Origin of the sequence: Stenotrophomonas sp. NPDC077421 (genome assembly GCF_049545505.1) — a bacterium.
In the GTDB taxonomy this organism is placed as follows: domain Bacteria; phylum Pseudomonadota; class Gammaproteobacteria; order Xanthomonadales; family Xanthomonadaceae; genus Stenotrophomonas; species Stenotrophomonas nematodicola.
In genome coordinates this window covers 26893-46870 of sequence record NZ_JBMWDP010000035.1, presented here as the reverse complement: position 1 = coordinate 46870, position 19978 = coordinate 26893, and the positions used below count along the sequence as shown (strand labels likewise).

Here is a 19978-nt window from a genome sequence, read left to right as displayed (position 1 = left end):
GCTGTGGGACGAGGACCAGCCGATGCTGGATTCCAGCTTCGCCGACGTCTACAACATCGGCGGCCGCTGGGCCGGGGCGATCACCGCCGGCTGCTTCCTGTCGCGCTTCACCGAAGGCCAGCGCTGGGCCCACCTGGACATCGCCGGCGTGGCCAGTGACGAAGGCAAGCGCGGCATGGCCACCGGCCGTCCGGTTGGCCTGCTGAGCCAGTGGCTGCTGGACCAGGTCGCACGCGCCTGATGCCGTGTCGATCGGGGCGGCCGACCGGCCGCTCCGATCCCGCCCGGCCGGCTGCCGGGCATTCCCCTCCGCTCCAGGCCTGCCCATGTCCCGTGCTGATTTCTACCTGATCGCCAAGCCCCGCTTCCTGACCGAGCCCCTGCGCCTGGTCTGCGAGCTGGCACGCAAGGCCAACGACGCCGGGCTGTTCACCCTGGTGCTGGCGCGCGACCAGGCCCAGGCCGAAGCGCTGGACGAACTGCTGTGGGCGTTCGACGACGATGCCTACATTCCGCACCAGATCGCCGGCGATGACGTCGACGAGGAAGAGGCGCTGGTGCTGATCGCCGCGCCCGGCACCGACGCCCCGGCCCGCCCGCTGGTCATCAATCTGCGCGACGACCCCTACCTGGCCAGCTGCGACCGCGTGCTGGAAGTGGTGCCGGCCGACCCGGAAGCCCGCGAGCCGCTGCGCGAGCGCTGGCGCCAGTACAAGGCGCTGGGCTTTGACCTGAACAAATACGACATGTGACGCCCGGCACCCCGCGCGGGTGCCCGCTGCGTCCGGAGACCCTTGATGCGCCTGCTGATTGCCCTGATCTTTCCCTGGTTGTCGTTCTTCACCATCGGTCGCCCGTTTGCGGGCATCCTCTGCCTGATCCTGCAGATCACCCTGATCGGCTGGCTGCCGGCCGCCATCTGGGCCGCCTACGCGGTCTCGCAGTTCCATACCGACCAGAAGATCCGGCGCGCCCTCGGCCGCTGATTCTCCGGCACCCCCACCTCCCGTCTTCGATCCCGGTTTCCGCATGACCCAACTCGCCTCCAGCTACGACCCCGCCACCTTTGAGACCGACCTGTACGACGGGTGGGAGAAGGCCGGTCATTTCAAGCCGTCCGGCAAGGGCAAGCCGTACACCATCCTGCTGCCGCCGCCGAACGTGACCGGCACGCTGCACATGGGCCATGCCTTCCAGCAGACCCTGATGGATGCGCTGGTGCGCTATCACCGCATGCGCGGCTACGACACCCTCTGGCAGGTGGGGACCGACCACGCCGGCATCGCCACCGAAATGGTGGTGTCGCGCAACCTGGCGCTGGCCGGCAATGGCGAAAGCCGCGATTCGCTGGGCCGTGAGGGCTTCATCGAGAAAGTGTGGGAGTGGAAGGCGCAGTCCGGCGACACCATCGAGCGCCAGATGCGCCGCCTGGGCACCTCCAGCGACTGGTCACGCAGCACCTTCACGATGGACCCGCAGCCGTCCGAGGCGGTGGTCGAGGCGTTCGTGCGCTGGCATGAGCAGGGCCTGATCTACCGTGGCCAGCGCCTGGTCAACTGGGACCCGGTGCTGAAGACCGCCATTTCCGACCTGGAAGTGGAGAGCGTGGAGGAAGACGGCTTCCTGTGGTCGATCAGCTATCCGCTCGCCGATGGCAGCGGCAGCCTGACCGTGGCCACCACGCGCCCGGAAACCATGCTCGGCGACACCGCAGTGATGGTGCACCCCGAGGACGAGCGCTACACGCACCTGATCGGCAAGATGGTCAAGCTGCCGCTGACCGACCGTGAGATCCCGGTGATCGCCGACGATTATGTCGACCGCGAGTTCGGTACCGGCGTGGTCAAGGTCACCCCCGCGCACGATTTCAACGACTACCAGGTCGGCCTGCGCCACAACCTGCCGATGATCAACCTGTTCACCCCGGTGGCGGCGATCAACGACAACGCCCCGGAGAAATACCGCGGGCTGGACCGTTACGAGGCGCGCAAGGTGATCCTGGCCGAGCTGGAAGACCTGGGCATCCTGGTCGAAACCAAGGCCCACAAGCTGCAGGTGCCGCGTGGCGACCGTACCCAGCAGGTCATCGAGCCGTACCTGACCGACCAGTGGTTCGTGAAAATGGACGTGCTGGCCAAGCGCGGCCTGGAGTTGGTGGAGAACGGTTCGATCCAGTTCGTGCCGGCCAACTGGATCAACACCTATCGCCACTGGATGGAGAACATCCAGGACTGGTGCATCAGCCGCCAGCTGTGGTGGGGCCACCGCATTCCGGCGTGGTTCGACGATGCCGGCACCTGCTACGTCGGCCGCGACGAAGCGGACGCCCGCGCGAAGAACAACCTCGGCCCCGACATCGCCCTGCACCAGGACAGCGACGTGCTGGAAACCTGGTTCTCCTCGCAGCTGTGGCCATTCTCGACCCTGGGCTGGCCGAACGAGCAGGCGATGGACGCGCGCGGTTTCGAGCGCTATCTGCCGTCGTCGGTGCTGATCACCGGCTTTGACATCATCTTCTTCTGGGTGGCCCGCATGATCATGGCCACCGACAGCTTCACCGGCAGGATTCCGTTCAAGGACGTGTACATCACCGGCCTGATCCGCGATGCGCAGGGCCAGAAGATGTCCAAGTCCAAGGGCAACGTGCTCGACCCGCTGGACATCATCGACGGCATCTCGATCGAGGACCTGGTCGCCAAGCGCACCACCGGCCTGATGAAGCCCAAGGACGCGCCGAAGATCGAGAAGGCCACGCGCAGGGAGTTCCCGGACGGCATCATTGCCCACGGTGCCGATGCGCTGCGCTTCACCATCGCCGCGCTGGCCACCCACGGCCGTGACATCAAGTTCGACATGAACCGCGCCGAGGGCTACAAGAACTTCTGCAACAAGCTGTGGAACGCCAGCCGCTTCACCCTGATGAACACCGAGGGCAGCTGCTTCACCGGCGCACCGCAGCCGCGTACCGATGCCGAGCGCTGGATCCTGGCGCGTCTTGCCGCGGTCTCGGCCGAGGCGCAGACGCACTACGCCAACTACCGCTTCGACCTGCTGGCGCAGTGCCTGTACGAGTTCGCCTGGAACGAGTTCTGCGACTGGTTCCTGGAACTGACCAAGCCGGCGCTCAACGGTGCCGACGCCGACGATGCCAACAGCACCCGCCACACCCTGCTCTACGTGCTCGAGGCGCTGCTGCGCCTGCTGCACCCGCTGACCCCGTTCATCACCGAACAGCTGTGGCGCCAGGTCGCCCCGCGTCTGGGCATCACCGAAGACACGGTGTCGCTGCGCCCGTACCCGGTGGCGGACGAATTCGCCGGCGACTACGCCCGTGCCGAAGCCGACGTGGAATGGGTGAAGTCGATGGTCAGCGCCCTGCGCCGCGTGCGCAGCGAGTTGAACGTGCCCCCGTCCAAGCTGGTGCCGCTGCTGCTGCAGCGTGGCAACGACGACGACCGCGCGCGGATCGCCCGTTTCACCTCCGCGCTGTCGTTCCTGCTCAAGCTGGAGCGCATCGCGTGGCTGGCCGATGACGGCGAGATCCCGCCGGCCGCCACGGCGATCGTGGGCGACCTGCTGCTGCTGGTGCCGCTGGAAGGCCTCGTCGATCTCGGGGCCGAACGTGCGCGCCTGGACAAGGAAATCGCCCGGGTCGAGGCGGAAAAGGAAAAGAGCGAGACCAAGCTGTCGAAGTTCACCGACAAGGTCCCGCCGGCCGTGGTCGAGCAGGAGCGCGTGCGCCTGGTCGACTGGACCGCCCAGCTTGCCGGCCTGCGCGGACAACGCGCCAAGCTGTGATGCACTGACCGGGGATGCGTCCACGCATCCCCGGTTGCCGGTCAACCACCGCCGCTGCTGGCATCATGGGTGCCCTGACACGGCGCGCGTACCGACACGATGTCGTTGACCATTTTTCTGGTGGTGGTGTTCGCCGCGGCGTTGCATGCCAGCTGGAATGCCATCGTCAAACGCGGCAGCGACACGCTGCTGACCACGATCCTGGTGACCGGTTCGGCGGCCGTGATCGCCGCCCTCGTCCTGCCCTTCCTGCCGGCGCCGGCACGCGTGAGCTGGCCGTGGCTGGCGGCATCGACCCTGCTGCAGGTGACGTACTACGTGCTGGTGGCCCGCACCTACCGGGTCACGGACATGAGTGCGTCGTATCCGCTGATGCGCGGCTGCGCACCGATCCTGGTGGCGCTGGTCGCCACTGTCGTGGTCGGCGAGCCGCTGCCGCCGCTGGCTTGGGCCGGCATCGCACTGGTCTGCCTGGGCATTCTGACCATGACCCGCGGCCGGTCGCGGCAGCACCTGTGGCTGCCGCTGCTCAATGCCGGTGTCATCGCCACCTATACGCTGGTCGATGCCTGGGGCGCGCGCCAGTCCGGTGCCGCGTTGAGCTACACCCTGTGGCTGTTCCTGCTGTCCGGGCTGCCCCTGCCGGTGTGGGCGCTGTGCACGCGCGCGGCGTCGCTGCGGGCGTACGCACGGCGCAACTGGCGGTATGGCGTGGTCGGCGGTGTCGGCACACTGACGTCGTATGCGCTCGCGCTGTGGGCGATGACCATCGCGCCGGTGGCGATGATCGCGGCGCTGCGCGAAACCTCGATCCTGTTCGGCATCCTGATCTCCGCGTTCGTCCTGCGCGAGCGGGTGGACCGCCAGCGCTGGATCGCCGCGGGAGTGATCGTGCTGGGCGCGGCGGTGCTGCGGATCGCGTGATGCCCGCCTACAGCGGGGGCATCGCCTGGATGTCGTCGTCGACCAGTTCCATCGCCATCACCAGCGCATCCTCGCGCCCATCGCGGGCCGGGTAGTAGCGCGGCCGGCGGCCGATCTCGTTGAATCCTTCGCTGTGGTACAGCGCCACTGCCGGGGTGTTGGACGGACGTACCTCCAGAAACACCCGCTGCGCGCCGTGGTCGCGCGCCAGCTTGACCAGCGCCCGCAGCAGGAAGCGGCCATGCCCGCGCGACTGGCACAGCGGGTCCACGCAGACGTTGAGCACATGTGCCTCGTCGGCAGCGATGCTCAGCACGCCATAGCCCATCAGCAGGCCGTCGTCCTCCAGCGCCAGGGCCGGGTAACCGGCGCGCAGACAGTCCTGGAAAATGCCGCGGGTCCACGGATAGGGGTACCCGCGCACTTCGATCGCCATCACGGCGTTGAGATCGCTCTCGCGCAGCGCGCGCAACGACAGCGGCCGAGGTGAGCTGACCGCGCTCACGACCGGCCCTGCCGGCGCAGGGCGCGCAACTGCGGCCACAGCGCGCGCTTGGCGGCCGGATTGCCGCGCAGTTCGTCCAGCGCCCAACCGGCCATCAGGGCCTGGGTCTCCGGTGCGTTGGGGTTGCAGCCGGAGGCGCGCAGCAGGGCAATCTGCAGGCGGTCGGGCATCTGTACCGCCGGGCGGCGACCGGCGCGCGCACGCGCTGGCGCCGGCGCCGGGGGCGCCTCGGCCGCCAGCGGGGCGGTACGCCGTACCGGGGCGTCGGCCGGCGCGGCGACCGGGGCAATGTCAGGCCGGGTATCCGGTGCGGCCGGTGCGACCGGTGCGCGCGCCACCACCGGCGCCGCACTCAGGTCGATCTGCGCCGCCGGCGCCACCATCGGCTCGGGCGCGACACTGCCATCCACGAACACGGTGTAGCCCATCGCCTGCAGCCACGACTGCTGCGCCGGGGACCACAGCGGCGGCAGCACCGGCGAACTCACGCGCCCGGCTCGGCCGTCTTGCGGGTGCGCTGCCACAGCCAGTACACCGGACCGGACAGGGCGTACAGCACGCCCACCGCGAACAGCACGCGCGGCAGGTCGATGACCATGATGGCGATGCCGATCGGCACCAGCGCCAACGCCAGGAACGGCACGCGGTCGGCGCGCGGCCCCTTCTCGCCACTGCCCTTGAAGCTCCAGAAGCGGATCCGGCTGACCATCAGCAGGGCGGCCACCAGGGTCACCCCGAGCGCCACGTAGCGCAGCTGGTTGCCGTCCCAGCCCAGGTTGCCGTCGGCAAAGGCCCAGACGAAGGACATCATCAGCCCGGCCGCGGCCGGGCTGGCCAAGCCGATGAACCAACGCTTGTCGACCACGGTGACCTGGGTATTGAAACGGGCCAGGCGCAGCGCCGCGCAGGCGGCATACAGGAAGGCGACCGCCCAGCCGACCCGGCCCATCACCGGATCGTCGAACTTCAGCCAGGACAGCGACCAGTGGTACATCACCAGCGCCGGGGCCATGCCGAAGCTGACCAGATCGGCCAGCGAGTCGTATTGCACCCCGAATTCGCTGCTGGTGCCGGTCAGGCGGGCGACCCGACCGTCCAGGCCATCCATGACGGCGGCCACGAACACGGCGATGGCGGCGTTGACGAAATCGCCGTTGGCCGCGGCGATGATCGCGTAGAAGCCGGCGAACAGGCCTGCGGTGGTGAACAGGTTCGGCAGCAGGTAGATGCTGCGGTTGCGCGGCGGGGGTTTCATCTCATCCATGCCGGCCAGTTTAGTGGGTGCGGCGGTCTTTGGGGCAGTGCGGGCGGCCCGGCTTGCCAGCACGCCGGCGGAATGCTGCAATCGCGCACCTGCCCTGATGCCCGGAGTTGCCATGCGTGCCCTGCCCTCTCTGTGCTGCCTGCTGCTGCTCGCCAGCGCCGCGGCCAGTGCCGGAACCGTCTACAAGTGGAAGGACGCCAACGGCGTGACCCAGTACTCGGAGAAGCCGCCGGCCGGCAAGACCTTCGAGACGCGCCAGGTGCAGCACCGCGACCCGGCCGGCCCGCGCGCCCAGGCTGCGGCGCCCGCCGCCGAATCGACCGACTGCACCACCGCCCGCAGCAACCTGGCCCTGCTCAACGGCCAGGGCGCGGTGATGCAGGACACCGATGGGGACGGCAAGGCCGAAACCGCCCTGAACGACGAACAGCGTGGCGCGCAGAAGACGCTGGCCGAAGCGGCGATCAAGGCCTACTGCAAACCCGCCGGCTGAGCGGGCCGGGGCCGTCGCCGTCCCGCGCAGACGACCGCCGCCAGGCCCGCCGTCCCGGCAGCCCCGTCCGCCCCGTCCCCGCTGACCGTTGGTCGATCGGGGCCGGGCTGGCAGAATGTAGGCTTTCCGCCGTTCAGCGAAGCCGACGATGCGCCTCTCCCAGTTCCACCTGCACACCACCAAGGAAACACCCAGCGACGCGGAGCTCACCAGCCACCGCCTGATGCTGCGCGCGGGCATGATCCGCAAGCTGGCCTCGGGGCTGTACACCTGGTCGCCGCTGGGCCTGCGCGTGCTGCGCAAGGTCGAACGCATCGTGCGCGAGGAAATGGACCGTGCCGGCGCCGTCGAGTTCCAGATCCCGACCATCCAGCCCAAGGAACTGTGGGAAGCCACCGGCCGGTGGGAAAAGTTCGGCCCGCAGCTGCTCAAGATCAAGGACCGCAAGGAACAGGTGTTCTGCTACAGCCCCACCGCCGAAGAGGCCGCGGCCGATTTCGCCCGCCAGGAGCTGTCCAGCTACAAGCAGCTGCCGGTCAATTTCTACCAGATCCAGACCAAGTTCCGCGATGAGATCCGCCCGCGTTTCGGCGTGATGCGTTCGCGCGAGTTCCTGATGAAGGACGCTTACTCCTTCCACCTGCACGATGAGTGCCTGGTGCGCGAGTACGAAAACATGAAGGCGGCCTACAGCCGCATCTTCACCCGCCTGGGCCTGGATTTCCGCATGGTGCAGGCCGATTCGGGCGCGATCGGCGGCGACGCGTCGCAGGAATTCCACGTCATCGCCGACTCCGGCGAGGATGCGCTGGTGTTCTCCACCGGCTCGGATTACGCGGCCAACATGGAAGCGGCCGTGGCCGCCGCCCCGGGCCCGCGCCCGGCCGCCAGCGAAGCGCTGCGCAAGGTCGATACGCCCACCCAGAAGACCTGCGAGGCTGTCGCCGCGCTGCTCGGCCTGGGCCTGGAGCGCACGGTCAAGTCGATCGCGATCATGAGCGAGGCCGGCTTCGTGCTGGCCCTGGTGCGCGGCGACCACGACGTCAACGAGATCAAGCTGGCCAAGGTGGCCGGCCTGCAGGGCTACCGCATGGCCAGCGAGGCGGAGATCGCCGCGCACCTGGGCAGCGAGCCCGGTTTCCTCGGGCCGCTCGGCCCGGCCCAGCCGGTGCGCATCGTCGCCGACCGCGACGTCGCGGCCCTGGCCGACTTCGTGATCGGCGCCAATGAAACCGGTGCCCATCTCGCCGGCGTCAACTGGGGCCGCGACCTGCCCGAACCGGAAGTGGCCGATATCCGCAACGCGAAGGAAGGCGACCGTGCCGCCGATGGTGGCGAGCTGAGAATCGCCCGCGGCATCGAGGTGGGTCACGTATTCCAGCTTGGCCGCCAGTATGCGCAGGCGCTCAACGCCACCGTGCTGGATGAGAACGGCAAGGCCGCGGTGATGGCGATGGGCTGTTATGGCGTGGGTATCTCGCGCATCGTCGCCGCCGCCATCGAGCAGAACCACGATGACGCCGGCATTATCTGGCCCGACGCGATGGCGCCGTGGCAGGTGGTGGTGTGCGTGATCAACCCCAAGCAGGACGAGACCATCGCCGCCGCTGCTGCCGACCTGCTCGCCGAGCTGCAGGCCGCCGGGCTGGATGCCGCACTGGATGATCGTGGCCTGCGCCCGGGGGCGATGTTCGCCGACATGGAACTGATCGGCGTTCCACACCGCGTGGTGGTCTCCGACCGCGGCCTTGCCGCAGGGACCTACGAATACCGGGCACGCCGCGCCAGCGAAGCGCAGCACCTGGACCGGGCGGCGCTGATGGCGACCTTGACCGCGTGATGACAGAAAGCCGGGACAATATCCCGGCTTTCCTGTTTTACGATGTGATTGATTATTCCCCGGGGTTTGTACCGCGGACTTCCGGGAATGTATGCTGTTGTCGATGCCAAGGACCGGCTCACCCTGTCCTTATATACATTCCGGAGTGGTAAATGAGCATTGACCTGAGCGGCCTGTCCGCCAAAGAGCTGGGCGCACTGATCAAGAATGCGAAGAAGCAGCAGACCATCGTCGCCAAGCGGCCGGCCATCAGCAAGGTGCGCGCGCAGCTGACCAAGCTCGCCAAGGCGCAGGGTTATTCGGTGGAAGAACTGTTCGGTGGCACCGCGCCGGCACGGGGTCGTGCCGCCAAGGCGGCCACGTCACCGGCCAGGAAGGCCGTGCGCAAGCTGGGCAAGGTGGCGCCGAAGTACCGCAACCCGGCCAATCCGAAGGAAACCTGGACCGGCCGTGGCAAGCAGCCGCGCTGGCTGGCCGCGCATACCGCCAAGGGCAAGAAGCCGGAAGATTTCCTGATCAAGAAGTAATCGCGGCCCGTCCGCGAATGAAAACGCCGGCCCTGTGCCGGCGTTTTTGTTTTCCGCTTCGGCAAAGCCCGTTCAGAGATTCTTGCGCGCCGGCACCAGAAGATTGCCGAACAGCAGCCCCGCCACCAGCGCCATCACCACGTTGAGCACGGTCATCAGCACGGTCTGGCCGGCGCTCATGTCCTGCTGCTGCACCAGGGTGAGCACGCCGCGCAGGCTGGTGCTGCCCGGCACCAGCATGATGATGCCGGGCAGCCGGATGATCGCGCCGGGACGCTGCACCAGCCGGCCGAACAGATTGCCCGCTGCGGTCATCAGCATCGCCGACATGAAAATGCCGGCCGGCAGGCCCCAGGCCTGGCCGGCGAACTTGGAAATGGCGTAGCCGGCCACCGACGCGGCCATTACCCAGGGATAATCGCGGCGGTTGGCCTTGAACAGCATCGCAAAGGCGAACGCGGCCAGCAGCAGCGCGCTCCACTCCACCCAGTCCGCCTGCGGACGCGAAGCGCGCACGTGCGGTTCCAGGCCGATGATGCCCGACAGCGTGACCGCGATCACCGCCCCCACGGTCAATTTCAGGATCGTGGTGATCGCGCCGGCAAAGCGTGCGGTACCCGATACCCAATGCTGGCTGGCCAGTTCGTTGACCGCGTTGGTCAGCGACATGCCGGGCAGCATGACCACCAGCGAGGCGATGATGACGGTATTGAGGTTGAGCGGCCCGATGAACGAGGCCACCAGCGCGGCCACGGTGCCGGCCAGCAGCGCCGCCAGCGCCTCGCTGGCTTCGCGGCTGGCGGGGCGACGATCGGTGTACAGCGTCATCAGGCCGATCAGCAGCCCGATCATGCCGGCGGTGGCGATATCCAGCCACGGCAGTTTCCACAGCCCGGCCACGCCGGCCGCGCCAAGGCTGTAGGACAGGATCATGCGGATCTTGCCGCGCCGGCCGGGGTCCTTGTCGAGCTGGCGCAGAGCGGTATGGCCCTGGGCGATGCTCATCGTGCCGTTGGCGACCGCATCGGTGATCTGGTCGGCGATGCTGAGCTTGTGCAGATCGTTTTCGCCCGGCGCCAGACGGATCACGCGGGTGATGTCCGACGAGCCGATCGCCTTGGTCGGGTCGCTGAAACTCAGGATCAGCCCGGTCGGGTTCGACCACGGTTCACAGTCCAGGTCCAGTCGCTGCGCCAGCGCCACCACCGCCGCTTCCAGCCGCTGCGCGGTGGTGCCATAGCTGTGCAGGCGCCCGGCGATCTCCGAGACGAACGCCACCCGTTGTGCATAGGTGGCTTGGGGGGTGGGAATGGCGGCGGCATCGGCGGACATGCGTCGTAGTATTACCTGAACCTTGCCCGGGCAGAACATCGGGCGTCGCCGCAGCCCCGCACCGCGCATGGACTGCGGCACGTCCGCGCACTGCATCACGCGCTCTAGCCTTGCACTCGGACAAGGTATGCTGCGCGCAGGACGACCCCATGACTTCATCCCAAGCCCCCCATCTCGAGCAGGATGCCCAGGACCCCGGCCTGATCCGGTTGTCCGGCCAATGGACGTTGCGCACCGCGCTGGCGGCCGCCGAGGTGCTGCGCGACGCGCCGGAGAAGGTGACCGGCATCGATGCCAGCGGCATCACCCAGCTCGATTCAGCCGGCGTGCTGCAGGTGCTGCGCGTGGCGCACCGTGCCGACCTGGCCGAGGAGGCGCTGGTCTTCCGCGATGAACACCAGGCACTGGTGTGCACCATCGAGGAAGTTGCCGACGACCGCCCGCGCGCCAAGCGTGACTTCGGCGTGCTGGCCGCGCTGGAGCGCCTGGGCGTCAGCGTGCATGGCATGGGCCACAACATCGTGGCGCTGGCCAGCTTCCTCGGCGAGAACCTGGTCAAGGGCGCCCGCCTGCTCAAGGAGCCGCGCCGCTTCCGGCTCACGGCGACGGTGGCGCAGATGGAACAGGTCGGGCTGGACGCGGTGCCGCTGGTGGCGCTGCTGTCCTACCTCGTCGGCGCGGTGATCGCTTTCCTCGGGTCGACGATCCTGCGCGACTTCGGCGCGGAGATCTACGTAGTGGAGCTGGTCAGCATCGCCTTCCTGCGCGAATTTGCGGTCCTGCTCACCGCGATCGTGCTGGCCGGCCGCACTGCCAGCGCATTCACCGCCCAGATCGGCGCCATGAAAGCGCGCGAGGAGATCGACGCGATGAAGACGCTCGGCCTGGACCCGATCGACCTGCTGGTGCTGCCGCGCCTGGTGGCGCTGCTGGTCACCCTGCCGCTGCTGACCTTCATCGCGATGGCCGCCGGCCTGGCCGGCGGCATTACCGTGGGCGCGTTCGACCTGGATATTCCGCCGCAGATGTACATCGCACGCATGCACGAGACGATGGAAGTGCGCAACATGCTGGTGGGCCTGTCCAAGGCGCCGGTGTTCGCGCTGGTGATTGGCCTGATCGGCTGCCTGGAAGGCCTGAAAGTGGAAGGCACCGCGCAGTCGGTCGGCGAGCGCACCACCTCCAGCGTGGTGCAGGCCATCTCGCTGGTGATCATCCTCGACGCGTTTGCCGCGTTGTGGTTCATGAAGATGGGCTGGTAAGCCATGCACACCGTCCCTGCCCCCGCCCCGGCCCCCGACGACACCGTCTGCGACGACGCGGGCCTGGCCATCCGCGTGCGCGGGCTCACCAACCGGTTCGGCAGCCAGGTGGTGCACGACGGCCTGGATCTGGACGTGCGCCGCGGCGAGATCCTCGGCGTGGTCGGCGGCTCGGGCACCGGCAAATCGGTGCTGATGCGCAGCATTCTGGGCCTGCGTGCGCCCGACGAAGGCCGTATCGAGGTGCTCGGGGTGGATGCGCGTTCGGGCGATCCGGCCGATCGCCTGCACATCGAACGCAACACCGGCGTGCTGTTCCAGGATGGCGCGCTGTTTTCCTCGCTGACCGTGGGCGAGAACGTGCAGGTGCCGCTGAAGGAGCACCATCGCGAACTGCCCGACCGCTGGCACTACGAACTGGCGCTGCTGAAGGTGAAGCTGGCCGGCCTGCCTGCCGATGCGATCAACAAGCTGCCCTCGCAGCTGTCCGGCGGCATGCGCAAACGTGCCGGCCTGGCCCGTGCGCTGGCGCTGGATCCGCCGCTGCTGTTCCTGGACGAGCCCACCGCCGGTCTGGACCCGATCGGCGCGGCCGCCTTCGACCGCCTGATCAAAACACTGCAGGAAGCACTGGGTCTGACCGTGTTCCTGATCACGCACGACCTGGACACGCTGTATGCCATCTGCGACCGGGTGGCGGTGCTGGCCGACCGCAGAGTAGTGGCCAACGCCCCGCTGCACGAGATCGAACAGCTGGACCATCCGTGGATCCAGGAGTACTTCCACGGTCCACGGGCCCGCGCCGCGCGCGCGGCCGTGCCGCCGCCCTCCGACCGCGACGCGACGGCGACCACCTCCTGATGAACCGCATTTTTCCGGGTACCTGACACATGGAAACCAAAGCCAACTACGTACTGATCGGCGCGTTCACTCTGGTGGTGGGACTGGCGCTGCTGGCGTTCGGCCTGTGGGCCGCCAAGTATTCCTCCGACCGCACCTGGACCGAGTACCGGGTGGTGTTCCGTGAGGCCGTGACCGGCCTGTCGGTCGGCAGCCCGGTGCAGTACAACGGCATCGCGGTCGGCTCGATCACCGAACTGAACCTGGTGCCCGACGACCCGCGCCAGGTGGTGGCACGGATCCGGCTCAACTCCAATACGCCGGTCAAGACCGATACCCGCGCCAAGCTGGCGATCACCAGCCTGACCGGGCCGTCGATCATCCAGCTCAGCGGCGGCACGCCCCAGGCGCAGCCGCTCACGGTGGTCAACAAGGACCCGGCGCCGATCATTCCGACCACCCCCTCGGCGCTGCAGAACATCACCGACGTGGCCAACCGCATCGTCGAGCGCATGGACCAGGTGCTGAGCGACCGCAACGTGGCCAGCATCAACGCCACGCTGGCCAACCTGGAAACCATCAGCGGCGGCCTGGCCGACCGCGACCAGGGCACGCAGGCGCTGCTGCTCAGCGCGCGCGACGCCGCGCGCAGCCTGGACACCACGCTCAAGACCACCAACGGCACCATCCAGCGCCTGGACACCAATCTGGTGCAGCAGCTGCCGCCGATCCTGGACAAGCTGGAAACCACGCTGACCAAGCTGGATTCGGCCGCCGGCAACGCCGATTCGATCCTCGGCGAGAACCGCGCCGCGATCAACAGCTTCGCCAACGACGGCCTGGCCCAGCTTGGCCCGACCCTGACCGAGCTGCGTGGGCTGATCCGCGACCTGCGCCGGGTCAGCGACCGCCTGGACAACAATCCGGCACGCTATCTGCTGGGCCACGACGCGCCCAAGGAGTTCGAACCCAAATGAGCCGCCCGACCCTGCTCCGCACCCTGTTGCCGATCGCTCTGACGACCCTGCTGGGCGGCTGCTCGCTGCTGGGCAGCAGCGAGCGCAGCGCCGTGACCATCTATTCGCCGGTGGTACGCATCCAGCCCGATCCGGCGTGGCCGCGCGTGGACTGGCAGCTGATCCTGGTCAAGCCCACCGCCGCGCGCGTGGTCGACAGCCCGCGCATCAACGTACGCCCCTCGCCCTCCGAGCTGGAGGTGTACAAGGGCGTGAGCTGGGCGCAGCCGGCCACCGACATGGTCGACGACGCGCTGGTACGCGGGTTCGAGGATTCCGGCCGGATCGGCGGCGTGGCGCGCGCCACCACCGGCATCCGCGCCGACTACAAGCTGGCCCTGGACGTGCGCCGCTTCGAGGCCGACTACCGCGGCCAGGCCACCCCGACCGCGCTGCTGGAGATCAACGCCAAACTGATCCATGTGGTGGACCAGCGGGTGGTGGCCGACCGCACCTTCCGCCAGGAACGTCCGGTTGGCAGCACGGCGGTGGCCGATGTCGCCCAGGCCATCGAGCAGAGCCTGCAGGCCTTCACCACCGAGGTCGTCGGCTGGACGTTGACCACCGGCCAGGCCGATCACCAGAAGTGACATCGGGCGGTGCGTCACTGCATCGCCACACCGCTGTCAGGAAGGCGCGATCCAGCGGAAAGTCAGGTTGATGCGCTCGGCCAGCGGCCGCGCGGTCTTGGGCAGCGCATGCTGGTAATGACGCTGCGTCTGCCCCCCCATCAACAGCAGATCGCCGTGGCCCAGCGTCACCTCGGCCTTGCGGGCGTGGTCGTCGCGACGGCGCAGCAGGAAACGCCGCTCGGCCCCCAGGCTGAGTGAGGCGATCAGCGGGGCCGGACCCAGCTCGGCTTCGTTGTCGCTGTGCCAGCCCATGCCGTCGTCGCCATCGCGGTAGCGGTTGAGCAGCACACTGTTGAACGCGGTCCCGCACAGCACGGCCAGCCGCTCGCGCAGCGGCAGCAGCGCCGCATGCCAGGGCACCGGCACGAAGTCCGTGCCGGAATAGCGGTAGCGCGCTGCGGGGTCGCCCATCCAGCAGCTCAGCCGCGGCGAATCAACCTGCCGCCCGAACAGGCGGATGCGGTGTACCTCCCACGGCACGTCCTCGCGCAGCTGCCGCTGCAACGCGTCGGCCTCCGGGGCCGCCAGCCAGTGGCGGTGCCAGTGCACCCGGGCATCGGGAAGGTGGAGATCCATGCACTCCTCAGGGCTGCCGCAGCGCCCGCGGACGGGACGCTGCGATGCGCCTCCGGTCCGCTCAGGCCTGGACGAACGCCACGCCGGTTTTTTCCTTCAGTTCGTCCATGCCCACGCCAGGGGCGGCTTCCACCAGCACCAGGCCGCTGTCGGTGACGTCGAACACGGCCAGATCGGTGATGATGCGGTCGACCACGCCCACGCCGGTCAGCGGCAGGGTGCAGTCGGGCAGGATTTTGTGCTCGCCGTTCCTGGCGGTGTGCTCCATCAGCACCACCACGCGCTGCACGCCGGCCACCAGGTCCATCGCACCGCCCATGCCCTTGACCATCTTGCCGGGCACCATCCAGTTGGCCAGGTCCCCCTTGTCGGTGACCTGCATCGCGCCCAGGATGGCCAGGTTGATGTGGCCGCCGCGGATCATCGCGAAGCTGTCGTGGCTGCCGAAGTAGCTGGCGCCGGCACGGGCGGTGACGGTCTGCTTGCCGGCATTGATCAGGTCGGCATCGACCTCGTCTTCGGTCGGGAACGGGCCGATGCCGAGCAGGCCGTTTTCGGACTGCAACCAGACATCCACGCCGTCGGGAATATGGTTGGCCACCAGGGTCGGCAGGCCGATGCCCAGATTCACATAGGCGCCGTCGGTCAGTTCGCGGGCGGCGCGTGCCGCCATTTCATCGCGGGTCCATGCCATGTCAGTTGCCCTCCGCACGGATGGTGCGCTGTTCGATACGCTTCTCGGGATGCGGGTTGTGCACGATGCGGTGCACGTAGATGCCGGGCAGGTGGACCTGGTCCGGATCGATGCTGCCCACCGGCACCACCTCCTCCACCTCGACGATGCACAGCCTGCCGGCCATCGCGCAGGCCGGGTTGAAGTTGCGCGCGGTCTTGCGGAACACCAGGTTGCCGGCTTCGTCGGCCTTCCACGCCTTGACCAGCGCCACGTCGGCGCGCAGCGCGGTTTCCATCACGTAGTGCTTGCCGTCGAACTCGCGGGTTTCCTTGCCCTCGGCCACCACGGTGCCGTAGCCGGTGGCGGTGAAGAACGCGGGAATGCCCGCGCCGCCGGCGCGCAGGCGCTCGGCCAGGGTGCCCTGCGGGTTGAACTCCAGTTCCAGCTCACCGGCCAGGAACTGACGCTCGAATTCCTTGTTCTCACCCACGTAGGACGAGATCATTTTCTGGATCTGGCGCGTTTCCAGCAGCTGGCCCAGGCCGAAGCCATCCACGCCGGCATTGTTGGAGATCACCGTCAGGCCCTTGGCCCCGGTGTCGCGCAGCGCTGCGATCAGCGCCTCGGGAATGCCGCACAGGCCGAAACCACCCACCGCCAGGGTCTGGCCATCGGCGATCACGCCCTGCAGTGCCTCGGCGGCGCTGGCGTACTGCTTGCCACGCCGCGTGGCGGTGTCCGGGGACTTGCTCATCTACGCCCTCACCTCGTTGATGTAAGCGCGCATTGTAGCGGCTGGACGCTGTTTTCCCTGCCGCGCTGCAGCGCGTTCAGCGCGCGGGGAACTGCGCCATCACCTGCGCAAGGCCGTCCTGCCAGGTCGGCAGAGCAAGGCCGAAGTCGGCCTGCAGGCGCGTCACATCAAGGTGCGAGCAGGCAGGCCGGAGCGCAGGCGTGGGGTACTCGGCGGTGGTGATCGCCTCCACGCGCGGTGCACGCGACAACACGCCTCGGGCCACCGCCGCCGCGAAGATCGCTTCGGCAAATCCATGCCAGCTGGTGTCGCCCGTGGCCGTCAGGTGCCACGTGCCGGACAGGCCACCGGGATGTCGCAGCGCGTGCGCGGTGACATCGGCGATCAGGGCTGCCGGCGTGGGTGTGCCGATCTGGTCGGCGACCACGCGCAACACATCACGCTCGGCGCCCACCCGCAGCATCGTGCGCAGAAAATTGGTGCCGTGCGGGGCGTATACCCAGGCGGTGCGGAAGATCAGATGGCGGCCGCCGGCGGCACGGATGGCGTCTTCGCCGTCGCGCTTGGTGGTGCCGTATACGTTGAGCGGCGCGGTGGGCGCGTCCTCCCGATACGGCACGCGTGAGCGCCCATCGAAGACGTAGTCGGTCGAGTAGTGCACAAACGGCACGTCGTGCCGTGCGCACCAGCGTGCGATGGCCGCAGAGGCCTCGGTGTTCGCCCGGCGCGCGGCGTCCGGCTCCTGCTCCGCCCGGTCGACAGCCGTGTACGCGGCCGCATTGACCACCACGGAGGGCCGCAGGCGGTCGAGCATCACCGGCAGCGATGCCGGTCGATCCAGATCAGCCACCTCGCACACCGTGCCGTCGGCGAGCCGGCCGCTGCGGGTGGTGGCGGTCAGCGGTCCGGACGGCGCCAGCGCGCGCAGCAGTTCCTGCCCGAGCTGACCATTGCCGCCCAGCACCAGCGCGGTCATGCCGTGTAGACCGGCAGCCGGTCGGGGTCGATGTCCGCCAGGAACGGGGCCTGCTCATCCTTGGCCGACAGCGACGGGGCGCTGATCGGCCAGTCGACGGCGAGGTCGGCATCATTCCAGCGGATGGCCGCATCGGCCTCTTTGACGTACACGTCGGTGCACAGGTAGTTGAACAGGGCCGTCTCGGACAGCACCGCAAAGCCGTGCGCGAACCCCGGCGGGATCCACAGCTGACGGCGGTTCTCGCCGCTGAGAATGAAGGCTTCCCAGCGGCCGAACGTGGGCGAGCCACGGCGGATGTCGACCGCCACGTCATACACCTCGCCCTGCAGCACCGTCACCAGTTTGCCCTGCGGCCGCGGCCACTGGTAATGCAGGCCACGCAGGACGCCCTTGGCGGAACTGGACACATTGCTCTGCACGAAGGTGGCCGGCAATCCCTGCGCGGCATAGCGTTCGGCGTTCCACGTCTCGAAGAAGAAGCCCCTCGAGTCGCCGAACACCGCCGGTTCGATCAGCACGCAACCCGGCAGGGAAGACGGGATGACTTTCACTGCACAACGCCCCGCTGCAGCAGCTTGTGCAGGTACTGGCCGTAGCCATTCTTGATCAGCGGGGCCGCGAGGGCTTCCAGCTGCGCTGCGTCGATCCAGCCTCGCCCGAACGCGATCTCTTCCGGACAGCATACCTGCAGGCCCTGGCGGGTCTGGATGGTCTCGATGAAGTTGGATGCCTCCAGCAGCGACTGGTGGGTACCCGTATCCAGCCAGGCGAATCCGCGTCCGAGGGCCTCCAGATGCAGGTGCCCGTCGCGCAGATAACGCTGGTTGAGGTCGGTGATTTCCAGCTCACCGCGCGGGGACGGCTTGAGATCGGCGGCATAGTCACTGGCGTTGCCGTCGTAGAAGTACAGACCGGTGACTGCATAGTTCGAGCGCGGCTTCTCCGGCTTCTCGACCAGATCCACGACCCGGCCCTGTTTGTCGAACTCCGCGACGCCGTAGCGCTCCGGATCATTCACCCAGTAGCCGAACACGGTGGCCCCCTGCTCGCGCTGGTCGGCGCTGCGCAGCACCTCGCTCAGGCCGTGTCCGTGGAATATGTTGTCGCCCAGCACCAGGCAGCTCGGCTTGCCGCCAATGAAATCGCGGCCGATCAGGTAGGCCTGCGCCAGCCCGTCCGGACTCGGCTGCACCGCGTACTCGATGTTCATGCCCCACTGCGAACCATCGCCCAGAAGTGCCTGGAAAAGAGCCTGCTCGTGCGGCGTGTTGATGATCAGCACATCCCGGATTCCCGCCAGCATCAGCACACTGAGCGGGTAATAGATCATCGGTTTGTCATACACCGGCAGCAGCTGCTTGCTGACGCCCTTGGTGATCGGATAGAGCCGGGTGCCTGAGCCACCGGCGAGAATGATGCCCTTGCGTTGCGTCATGCGGTTGTCCTGTGTCTGGTGATCGCCGCCGGTCAGGCGGCGGTGCCGATGCGCTGCAGACGGTAGCTGCCGTCGAGCACGCCGTTGACCCATGCCTGGTTGTCCAGGTACCAGTCCACGGTGAACGCGATGCCCTGCTCGAAGGTGTACTTCGGCTCCCAGCCCAGGTGTTCCTTGAGCTTGGAGGCGTCGATCGCATAACGACGGTCATGGCCGGGGCGGTCGGCCACGTAGGTGACCTGGCTGCTGCGCGGCTGGCCGTCCTCGCGCGGACGACGTGCATCGAGCAGCGCGCAGATCGCGTGCACCACCTCGATGTTCTCCTTCTCGGAGTTGCCGCCCACGTTGTAGGTCTCGCCGACCTGGCCCTTGGCCAGCACGGTGCGGATCGCTTCGCAGTGGTCGGACACGAACAGCCAGTCGCGCACCTGCCTGCCGTCGCCGTACACCGGCAGCGGCTCGCCGGCCAGCGCCTTGGCGATCACCAGCGGGATGAGCTTTTCGGGGAAGTGGTACGGGCCGTAGTTGTTGGAGCAGTTGGTGGTCAGCACCGGCAACCCGTAGGTGTGGTGGAACGCGCGCACCAGATGGTCCGAGGCCGCCTTTGACGCCGAATACGGCGAGTTCGGTGCGTACGGGGTGGTTTCGCTGAACTTGCCGGTCTCACCCAGGGTGCCGTACACCTCGTCGGTGGACACGTGCAGGAAGCGGAACGCCGCGCCCTGCGCGGCCGGCAGCGCCTTCCAGTAGTCACGGACCGCCTCGAGCAATCCCAGCGTGCCCACCACGTTGGTCTGGATGAAGGCACCGGGACCATCGATGGAACGGTCCACATGGCTTTCGGCCGCAAAGTTCAGCACCGCGTCCGGCTGATGCTCGGCCAGCAGCCGGGCCACCAGCGCCCGGTCACCGATGTCGCCCTCGACGAACACGTGGTTGGCATTGCCGTCCAGCGAGGACAGGGTCTTGAGGTTGCCCGCGTAGGTCAGCGCATCCAGATTGATGACGCGCACGCCGTTGGCAACCGCCTCCAGTACAAAATTACCGCCAATGAAGCCGGCTCCGCCGGTTACAAGCCAAGTGGGCACTACCCGTTCTCCTGTTCGGTTACGTCCCGGGCGAGTA

Annotated in this window: 21 protein-coding genes and 2 pseudogenes; 12 read left to right on the top strand and 11 right to left on the bottom strand. The window is 68.0% G+C overall.

Annotated elements, in window-relative coordinates:
* The 5 genes and pseudogenes from ACPEH1_RS16415 to ACPEH1_RS16395 form a co-directional block, all read left to right on the top strand.
* Positions 1–241: pseudogene (locus ACPEH1_RS16415) on the top strand (leucyl aminopeptidase); the annotation flags it as partial.
* A gap of 85 nt (positions 242–326) precedes the next feature.
* Positions 327–752, top strand: a complete 426-nt coding sequence (locus ACPEH1_RS16410) for a DNA polymerase III subunit chi (protein ID WP_017356289.1) — start codon at positions 327–329, stop codon at positions 750–752.
* Positions 753–797: 45 nt separating this feature from the next.
* Positions 798–986: a YqaE/Pmp3 family membrane protein gene (locus ACPEH1_RS16405; RefSeq protein WP_017356290.1), complete on the top strand. Its 189-nt coding sequence runs from the start codon at positions 798–800 to the stop codon at positions 984–986.
* 43 nt (positions 987–1029) lie between these two features.
* Positions 1030–3798, top strand: a complete 2769-nt coding sequence (locus ACPEH1_RS16400) for a valine--tRNA ligase (protein ID WP_136003609.1) — start codon at positions 1030–1032, stop codon at positions 3796–3798.
* Between the two features lie 99 nt (positions 3799–3897).
* Positions 3898–4722 carry a DMT family transporter gene (locus tag ACPEH1_RS16395; RefSeq protein WP_136003607.1) on the top strand — a complete coding sequence of 275 codons (825 nt, stop codon included), beginning with the start codon at positions 3898–3900 and terminating at the stop codon, positions 4720–4722.
* A 7-nt stretch (positions 4723–4729) separates the two neighbouring features.
* On the opposite strand, the gene rimI is transcribed toward ACPEH1_RS16395, so the two are convergent.
* From rimI to pssA, 3 genes are read right to left on the bottom strand one after another with little or no spacing between them, the layout of a single operon-like run.
* Positions 4730–5227, bottom strand: coding sequence for a ribosomal protein S18-alanine N-acetyltransferase (gene rimI, locus ACPEH1_RS16390; protein WP_017356293.1), 498 nt, complete (start codon positions 5225–5227; stop codon positions 4730–4732).
* Complete coding sequence (locus ACPEH1_RS16385; RefSeq protein ID WP_423716069.1) at positions 5224–5703, bottom strand: hypothetical protein; 480 nt, start codon at positions 5701–5703, stop codon at positions 5224–5226. The genes rimI and ACPEH1_RS16385 overlap by 4 nt, the downstream gene beginning before the upstream one ends.
* 8 nt (positions 5704–5711) lie before the next feature.
* Complete coding sequence (gene pssA / locus ACPEH1_RS16380) at positions 5712–6491, bottom strand: CDP-diacylglycerol--serine O-phosphatidyltransferase (protein WP_136003604.1); 780 nt, start codon at positions 6489–6491, stop codon at positions 5712–5714.
* A gap of 112 nt (positions 6492–6603) precedes the next feature.
* Between pssA and ACPEH1_RS16375 the strand changes: the two genes are divergently transcribed.
* The 3 genes and pseudogenes from ACPEH1_RS16375 to ACPEH1_RS16365 form a co-directional block, all read left to right on the top strand.
* Positions 6604–6984: a DUF4124 domain-containing protein gene (locus ACPEH1_RS16375; protein WP_423716067.1), complete on the top strand. Its 381-nt coding sequence runs from the start codon at positions 6604–6606 to the stop codon at positions 6982–6984.
* Positions 6985–7132: 148 nt separating this feature from the next.
* Positions 7133–8824: a proline--tRNA ligase gene (locus ACPEH1_RS16370; protein WP_017354683.1), complete on the top strand. Its 1692-nt coding sequence runs from the start codon at positions 7133–7135 to the stop codon at positions 8822–8824.
* Between the two features lie 152 nt (positions 8825–8976).
* Positions 8977–9348, top strand: a pseudogene (locus ACPEH1_RS16365) (H-NS family nucleoid-associated regulatory protein); the annotation flags it as partial.
* A gap of 75 nt (positions 9349–9423) precedes the next feature.
* On the opposite strand, the gene ACPEH1_RS16360 reads toward ACPEH1_RS16365, so the two are convergent.
* Complete coding sequence (locus ACPEH1_RS16360) at positions 9424–10683, bottom strand: threonine/serine ThrE exporter family protein (protein ID WP_017354685.1); 1260 nt, start codon at positions 10681–10683, stop codon at positions 9424–9426.
* A gap of 149 nt (positions 10684–10832) precedes the next feature.
* Between ACPEH1_RS16360 and ACPEH1_RS16355 the strand changes: the two genes are divergently transcribed.
* The 4 genes from ACPEH1_RS16355 to ACPEH1_RS16340 are packed head-to-tail and all read left to right on the top strand — an operon-like array spanning position 10833 to position 14391.
* Entirely contained in the window at positions 10833–11945 is a 1113-nt protein-coding gene (locus ACPEH1_RS16355) for an ABC transporter permease (protein WP_017354686.1), read from the top strand.
* Between the two features lie 3 nt (positions 11946–11948).
* Positions 11949–12806 carry an ABC transporter ATP-binding protein gene (locus ACPEH1_RS16350; protein WP_017354687.1) on the top strand — a complete coding sequence of 286 codons (858 nt, stop codon included), beginning with the start codon at positions 11949–11951 and terminating at the stop codon, positions 12804–12806.
* A 29-nt stretch (positions 12807–12835) separates the two neighbouring features.
* Positions 12836–13762, top strand: a complete 927-nt coding sequence (locus tag ACPEH1_RS16345) for an MlaD family protein (RefSeq protein WP_017354688.1) — start codon at positions 12836–12838, stop codon at positions 13760–13762.
* Positions 13759–14391: an ABC-type transport auxiliary lipoprotein family protein gene (locus tag ACPEH1_RS16340; protein ID WP_017354689.1), complete on the top strand. Its 633-nt coding sequence runs from the start codon at positions 13759–13761 to the stop codon at positions 14389–14391. The genes ACPEH1_RS16345 and ACPEH1_RS16340 overlap by 4 nt, the downstream gene beginning before the upstream one ends.
* Positions 14392–14427: 36 nt before the next feature.
* On the opposite strand, the gene ACPEH1_RS16335 is transcribed toward ACPEH1_RS16340, so the two are convergent.
* From ACPEH1_RS16335 to rfbB, 7 genes are all read right to left on the bottom strand, one after another.
* Positions 14428–15009: an alpha-ketoglutarate-dependent dioxygenase AlkB family protein gene (locus ACPEH1_RS16335; RefSeq protein WP_026070552.1), complete on the bottom strand. Its 582-nt coding sequence runs from the start codon at positions 15007–15009 to the stop codon at positions 14428–14430.
* Between the two features lie 61 nt (positions 15010–15070).
* Entirely contained in the window at positions 15071–15703 is a 633-nt protein-coding gene (locus tag ACPEH1_RS16330; protein WP_136003595.1) for a CoA transferase subunit B, read from the bottom strand.
* Position 15704: 1 nt separating this feature from the next.
* Positions 15705–16439 (bottom strand): CoA transferase subunit A, encoded by a 735-nt coding sequence (locus ACPEH1_RS16325; protein ID WP_017354692.1) that lies wholly within the window; start codon positions 16437–16439, stop codon positions 15705–15707.
* Between the two features lie 76 nt (positions 16440–16515).
* Positions 16516–17415, bottom strand: coding sequence for a dTDP-4-dehydrorhamnose reductase (gene rfbD / locus ACPEH1_RS16320; protein ID WP_423716066.1), 900 nt, complete (start codon positions 17413–17415; stop codon positions 16516–16518).
* Positions 17412–17969, bottom strand: coding sequence for a dTDP-4-dehydrorhamnose 3,5-epimerase (gene rfbC / locus ACPEH1_RS16315; protein ID WP_136003591.1), 558 nt, complete (start codon positions 17967–17969; stop codon positions 17412–17414). Before rfbC ends, rfbD begins: the two co-directional genes overlap by 4 nt.
* On the bottom strand, positions 17966–18853 hold the full coding sequence (gene rfbA / locus ACPEH1_RS16310; RefSeq protein WP_136003589.1) for a glucose-1-phosphate thymidylyltransferase RfbA: 888 nt from the start codon (positions 18851–18853) through the stop codon (positions 17966–17968). The genes rfbC and rfbA overlap by 4 nt, the downstream gene beginning before the upstream one ends.
* Positions 18854–18885: 32 nt before the next feature.
* On the bottom strand, positions 18886–19941 hold the full coding sequence (rfbB, locus tag ACPEH1_RS16305) for a dTDP-glucose 4,6-dehydratase (protein WP_136003587.1): 1056 nt from the start codon (positions 19939–19941) through the stop codon (positions 18886–18888).
* Positions 19942–19978: the final 37 nt, after the last annotated feature.

Bases quoted from the DNA above. Each gene is read 5' to 3' on its own strand.
- ACPEH1_RS16370 (WP_017354683.1), top strand. From the start codon at position 7,133: ATGCGCCTCTCCCAGTTCCACCTGCACACCACCAAGGAAACACCCAGC.
- ACPEH1_RS16335 (WP_026070552.1), bottom strand. From the start codon at position 15,009: ATGGATCTCCACCTTCCCGATGCCCGGGTGCACTGGCACCGCCACTGG.
- ACPEH1_RS16345 (WP_017354688.1), top strand. From the start codon at position 12,836: ATGGAAACCAAAGCCAACTACGTACTGATCGGCGCGTTCACTCTGGTG.
- ACPEH1_RS16360 (WP_017354685.1), bottom strand. From the start codon at position 10,683: ATGTCCGCCGATGCCGCCGCCATTCCCACCCCCCAAGCCACCTATGCA.
- rfbD (WP_423716066.1), bottom strand. From the start codon at position 17,415: ATGACCGCGCTGGTGCTGGGCGGCAATGGTCAGCTCGGGCAGGAACTG.
- pssA (WP_136003604.1), bottom strand. From the start codon at position 6,491: ATGGATGAGATGAAACCCCCGCCGCGCAACCGCAGCATCTACCTGCTG.
- ACPEH1_RS16340 (WP_017354689.1), top strand. From the start codon at position 13,759: ATGAGCCGCCCGACCCTGCTCCGCACCCTGTTGCCGATCGCTCTGACG.
- ACPEH1_RS16400 (WP_136003609.1), top strand. From the start codon at position 1,030: ATGACCCAACTCGCCTCCAGCTACGACCCCGCCACCTTTGAGACCGAC.
- ACPEH1_RS16410 (WP_017356289.1), top strand. From the start codon at position 327: ATGTCCCGTGCTGATTTCTACCTGATCGCCAAGCCCCGCTTCCTGACC.
- ACPEH1_RS16325 (WP_017354692.1), bottom strand. From the start codon at position 16,439: ATGAGCAAGTCCCCGGACACCGCCACGCGGCGTGGCAAGCAGTACGCC.
- rfbA (WP_136003589.1), bottom strand. From the start codon at position 18,853: ATGACGCAACGCAAGGGCATCATTCTCGCCGGTGGCTCAGGCACCCGG.
- ACPEH1_RS16355 (WP_017354686.1), top strand. From the start codon at position 10,833: ATGACTTCATCCCAAGCCCCCCATCTCGAGCAGGATGCCCAGGACCCC.
- ACPEH1_RS16330 (WP_136003595.1), bottom strand. From the start codon at position 15,703: ATGGCATGGACCCGCGATGAAATGGCGGCACGCGCCGCCCGCGAACTG.
- ACPEH1_RS16350 (WP_017354687.1), top strand. From the start codon at position 11,949: ATGCACACCGTCCCTGCCCCCGCCCCGGCCCCCGACGACACCGTCTGC.
- ACPEH1_RS16405 (WP_017356290.1), top strand. From the start codon at position 798: ATGCGCCTGCTGATTGCCCTGATCTTTCCCTGGTTGTCGTTCTTCACC.
- ACPEH1_RS16395 (WP_136003607.1), top strand. From the start codon at position 3,898: ATGTCGTTGACCATTTTTCTGGTGGTGGTGTTCGCCGCGGCGTTGCAT.
- ACPEH1_RS16375 (WP_423716067.1), top strand. From the start codon at position 6,604: ATGCGTGCCCTGCCCTCTCTGTGCTGCCTGCTGCTGCTCGCCAGCGCC.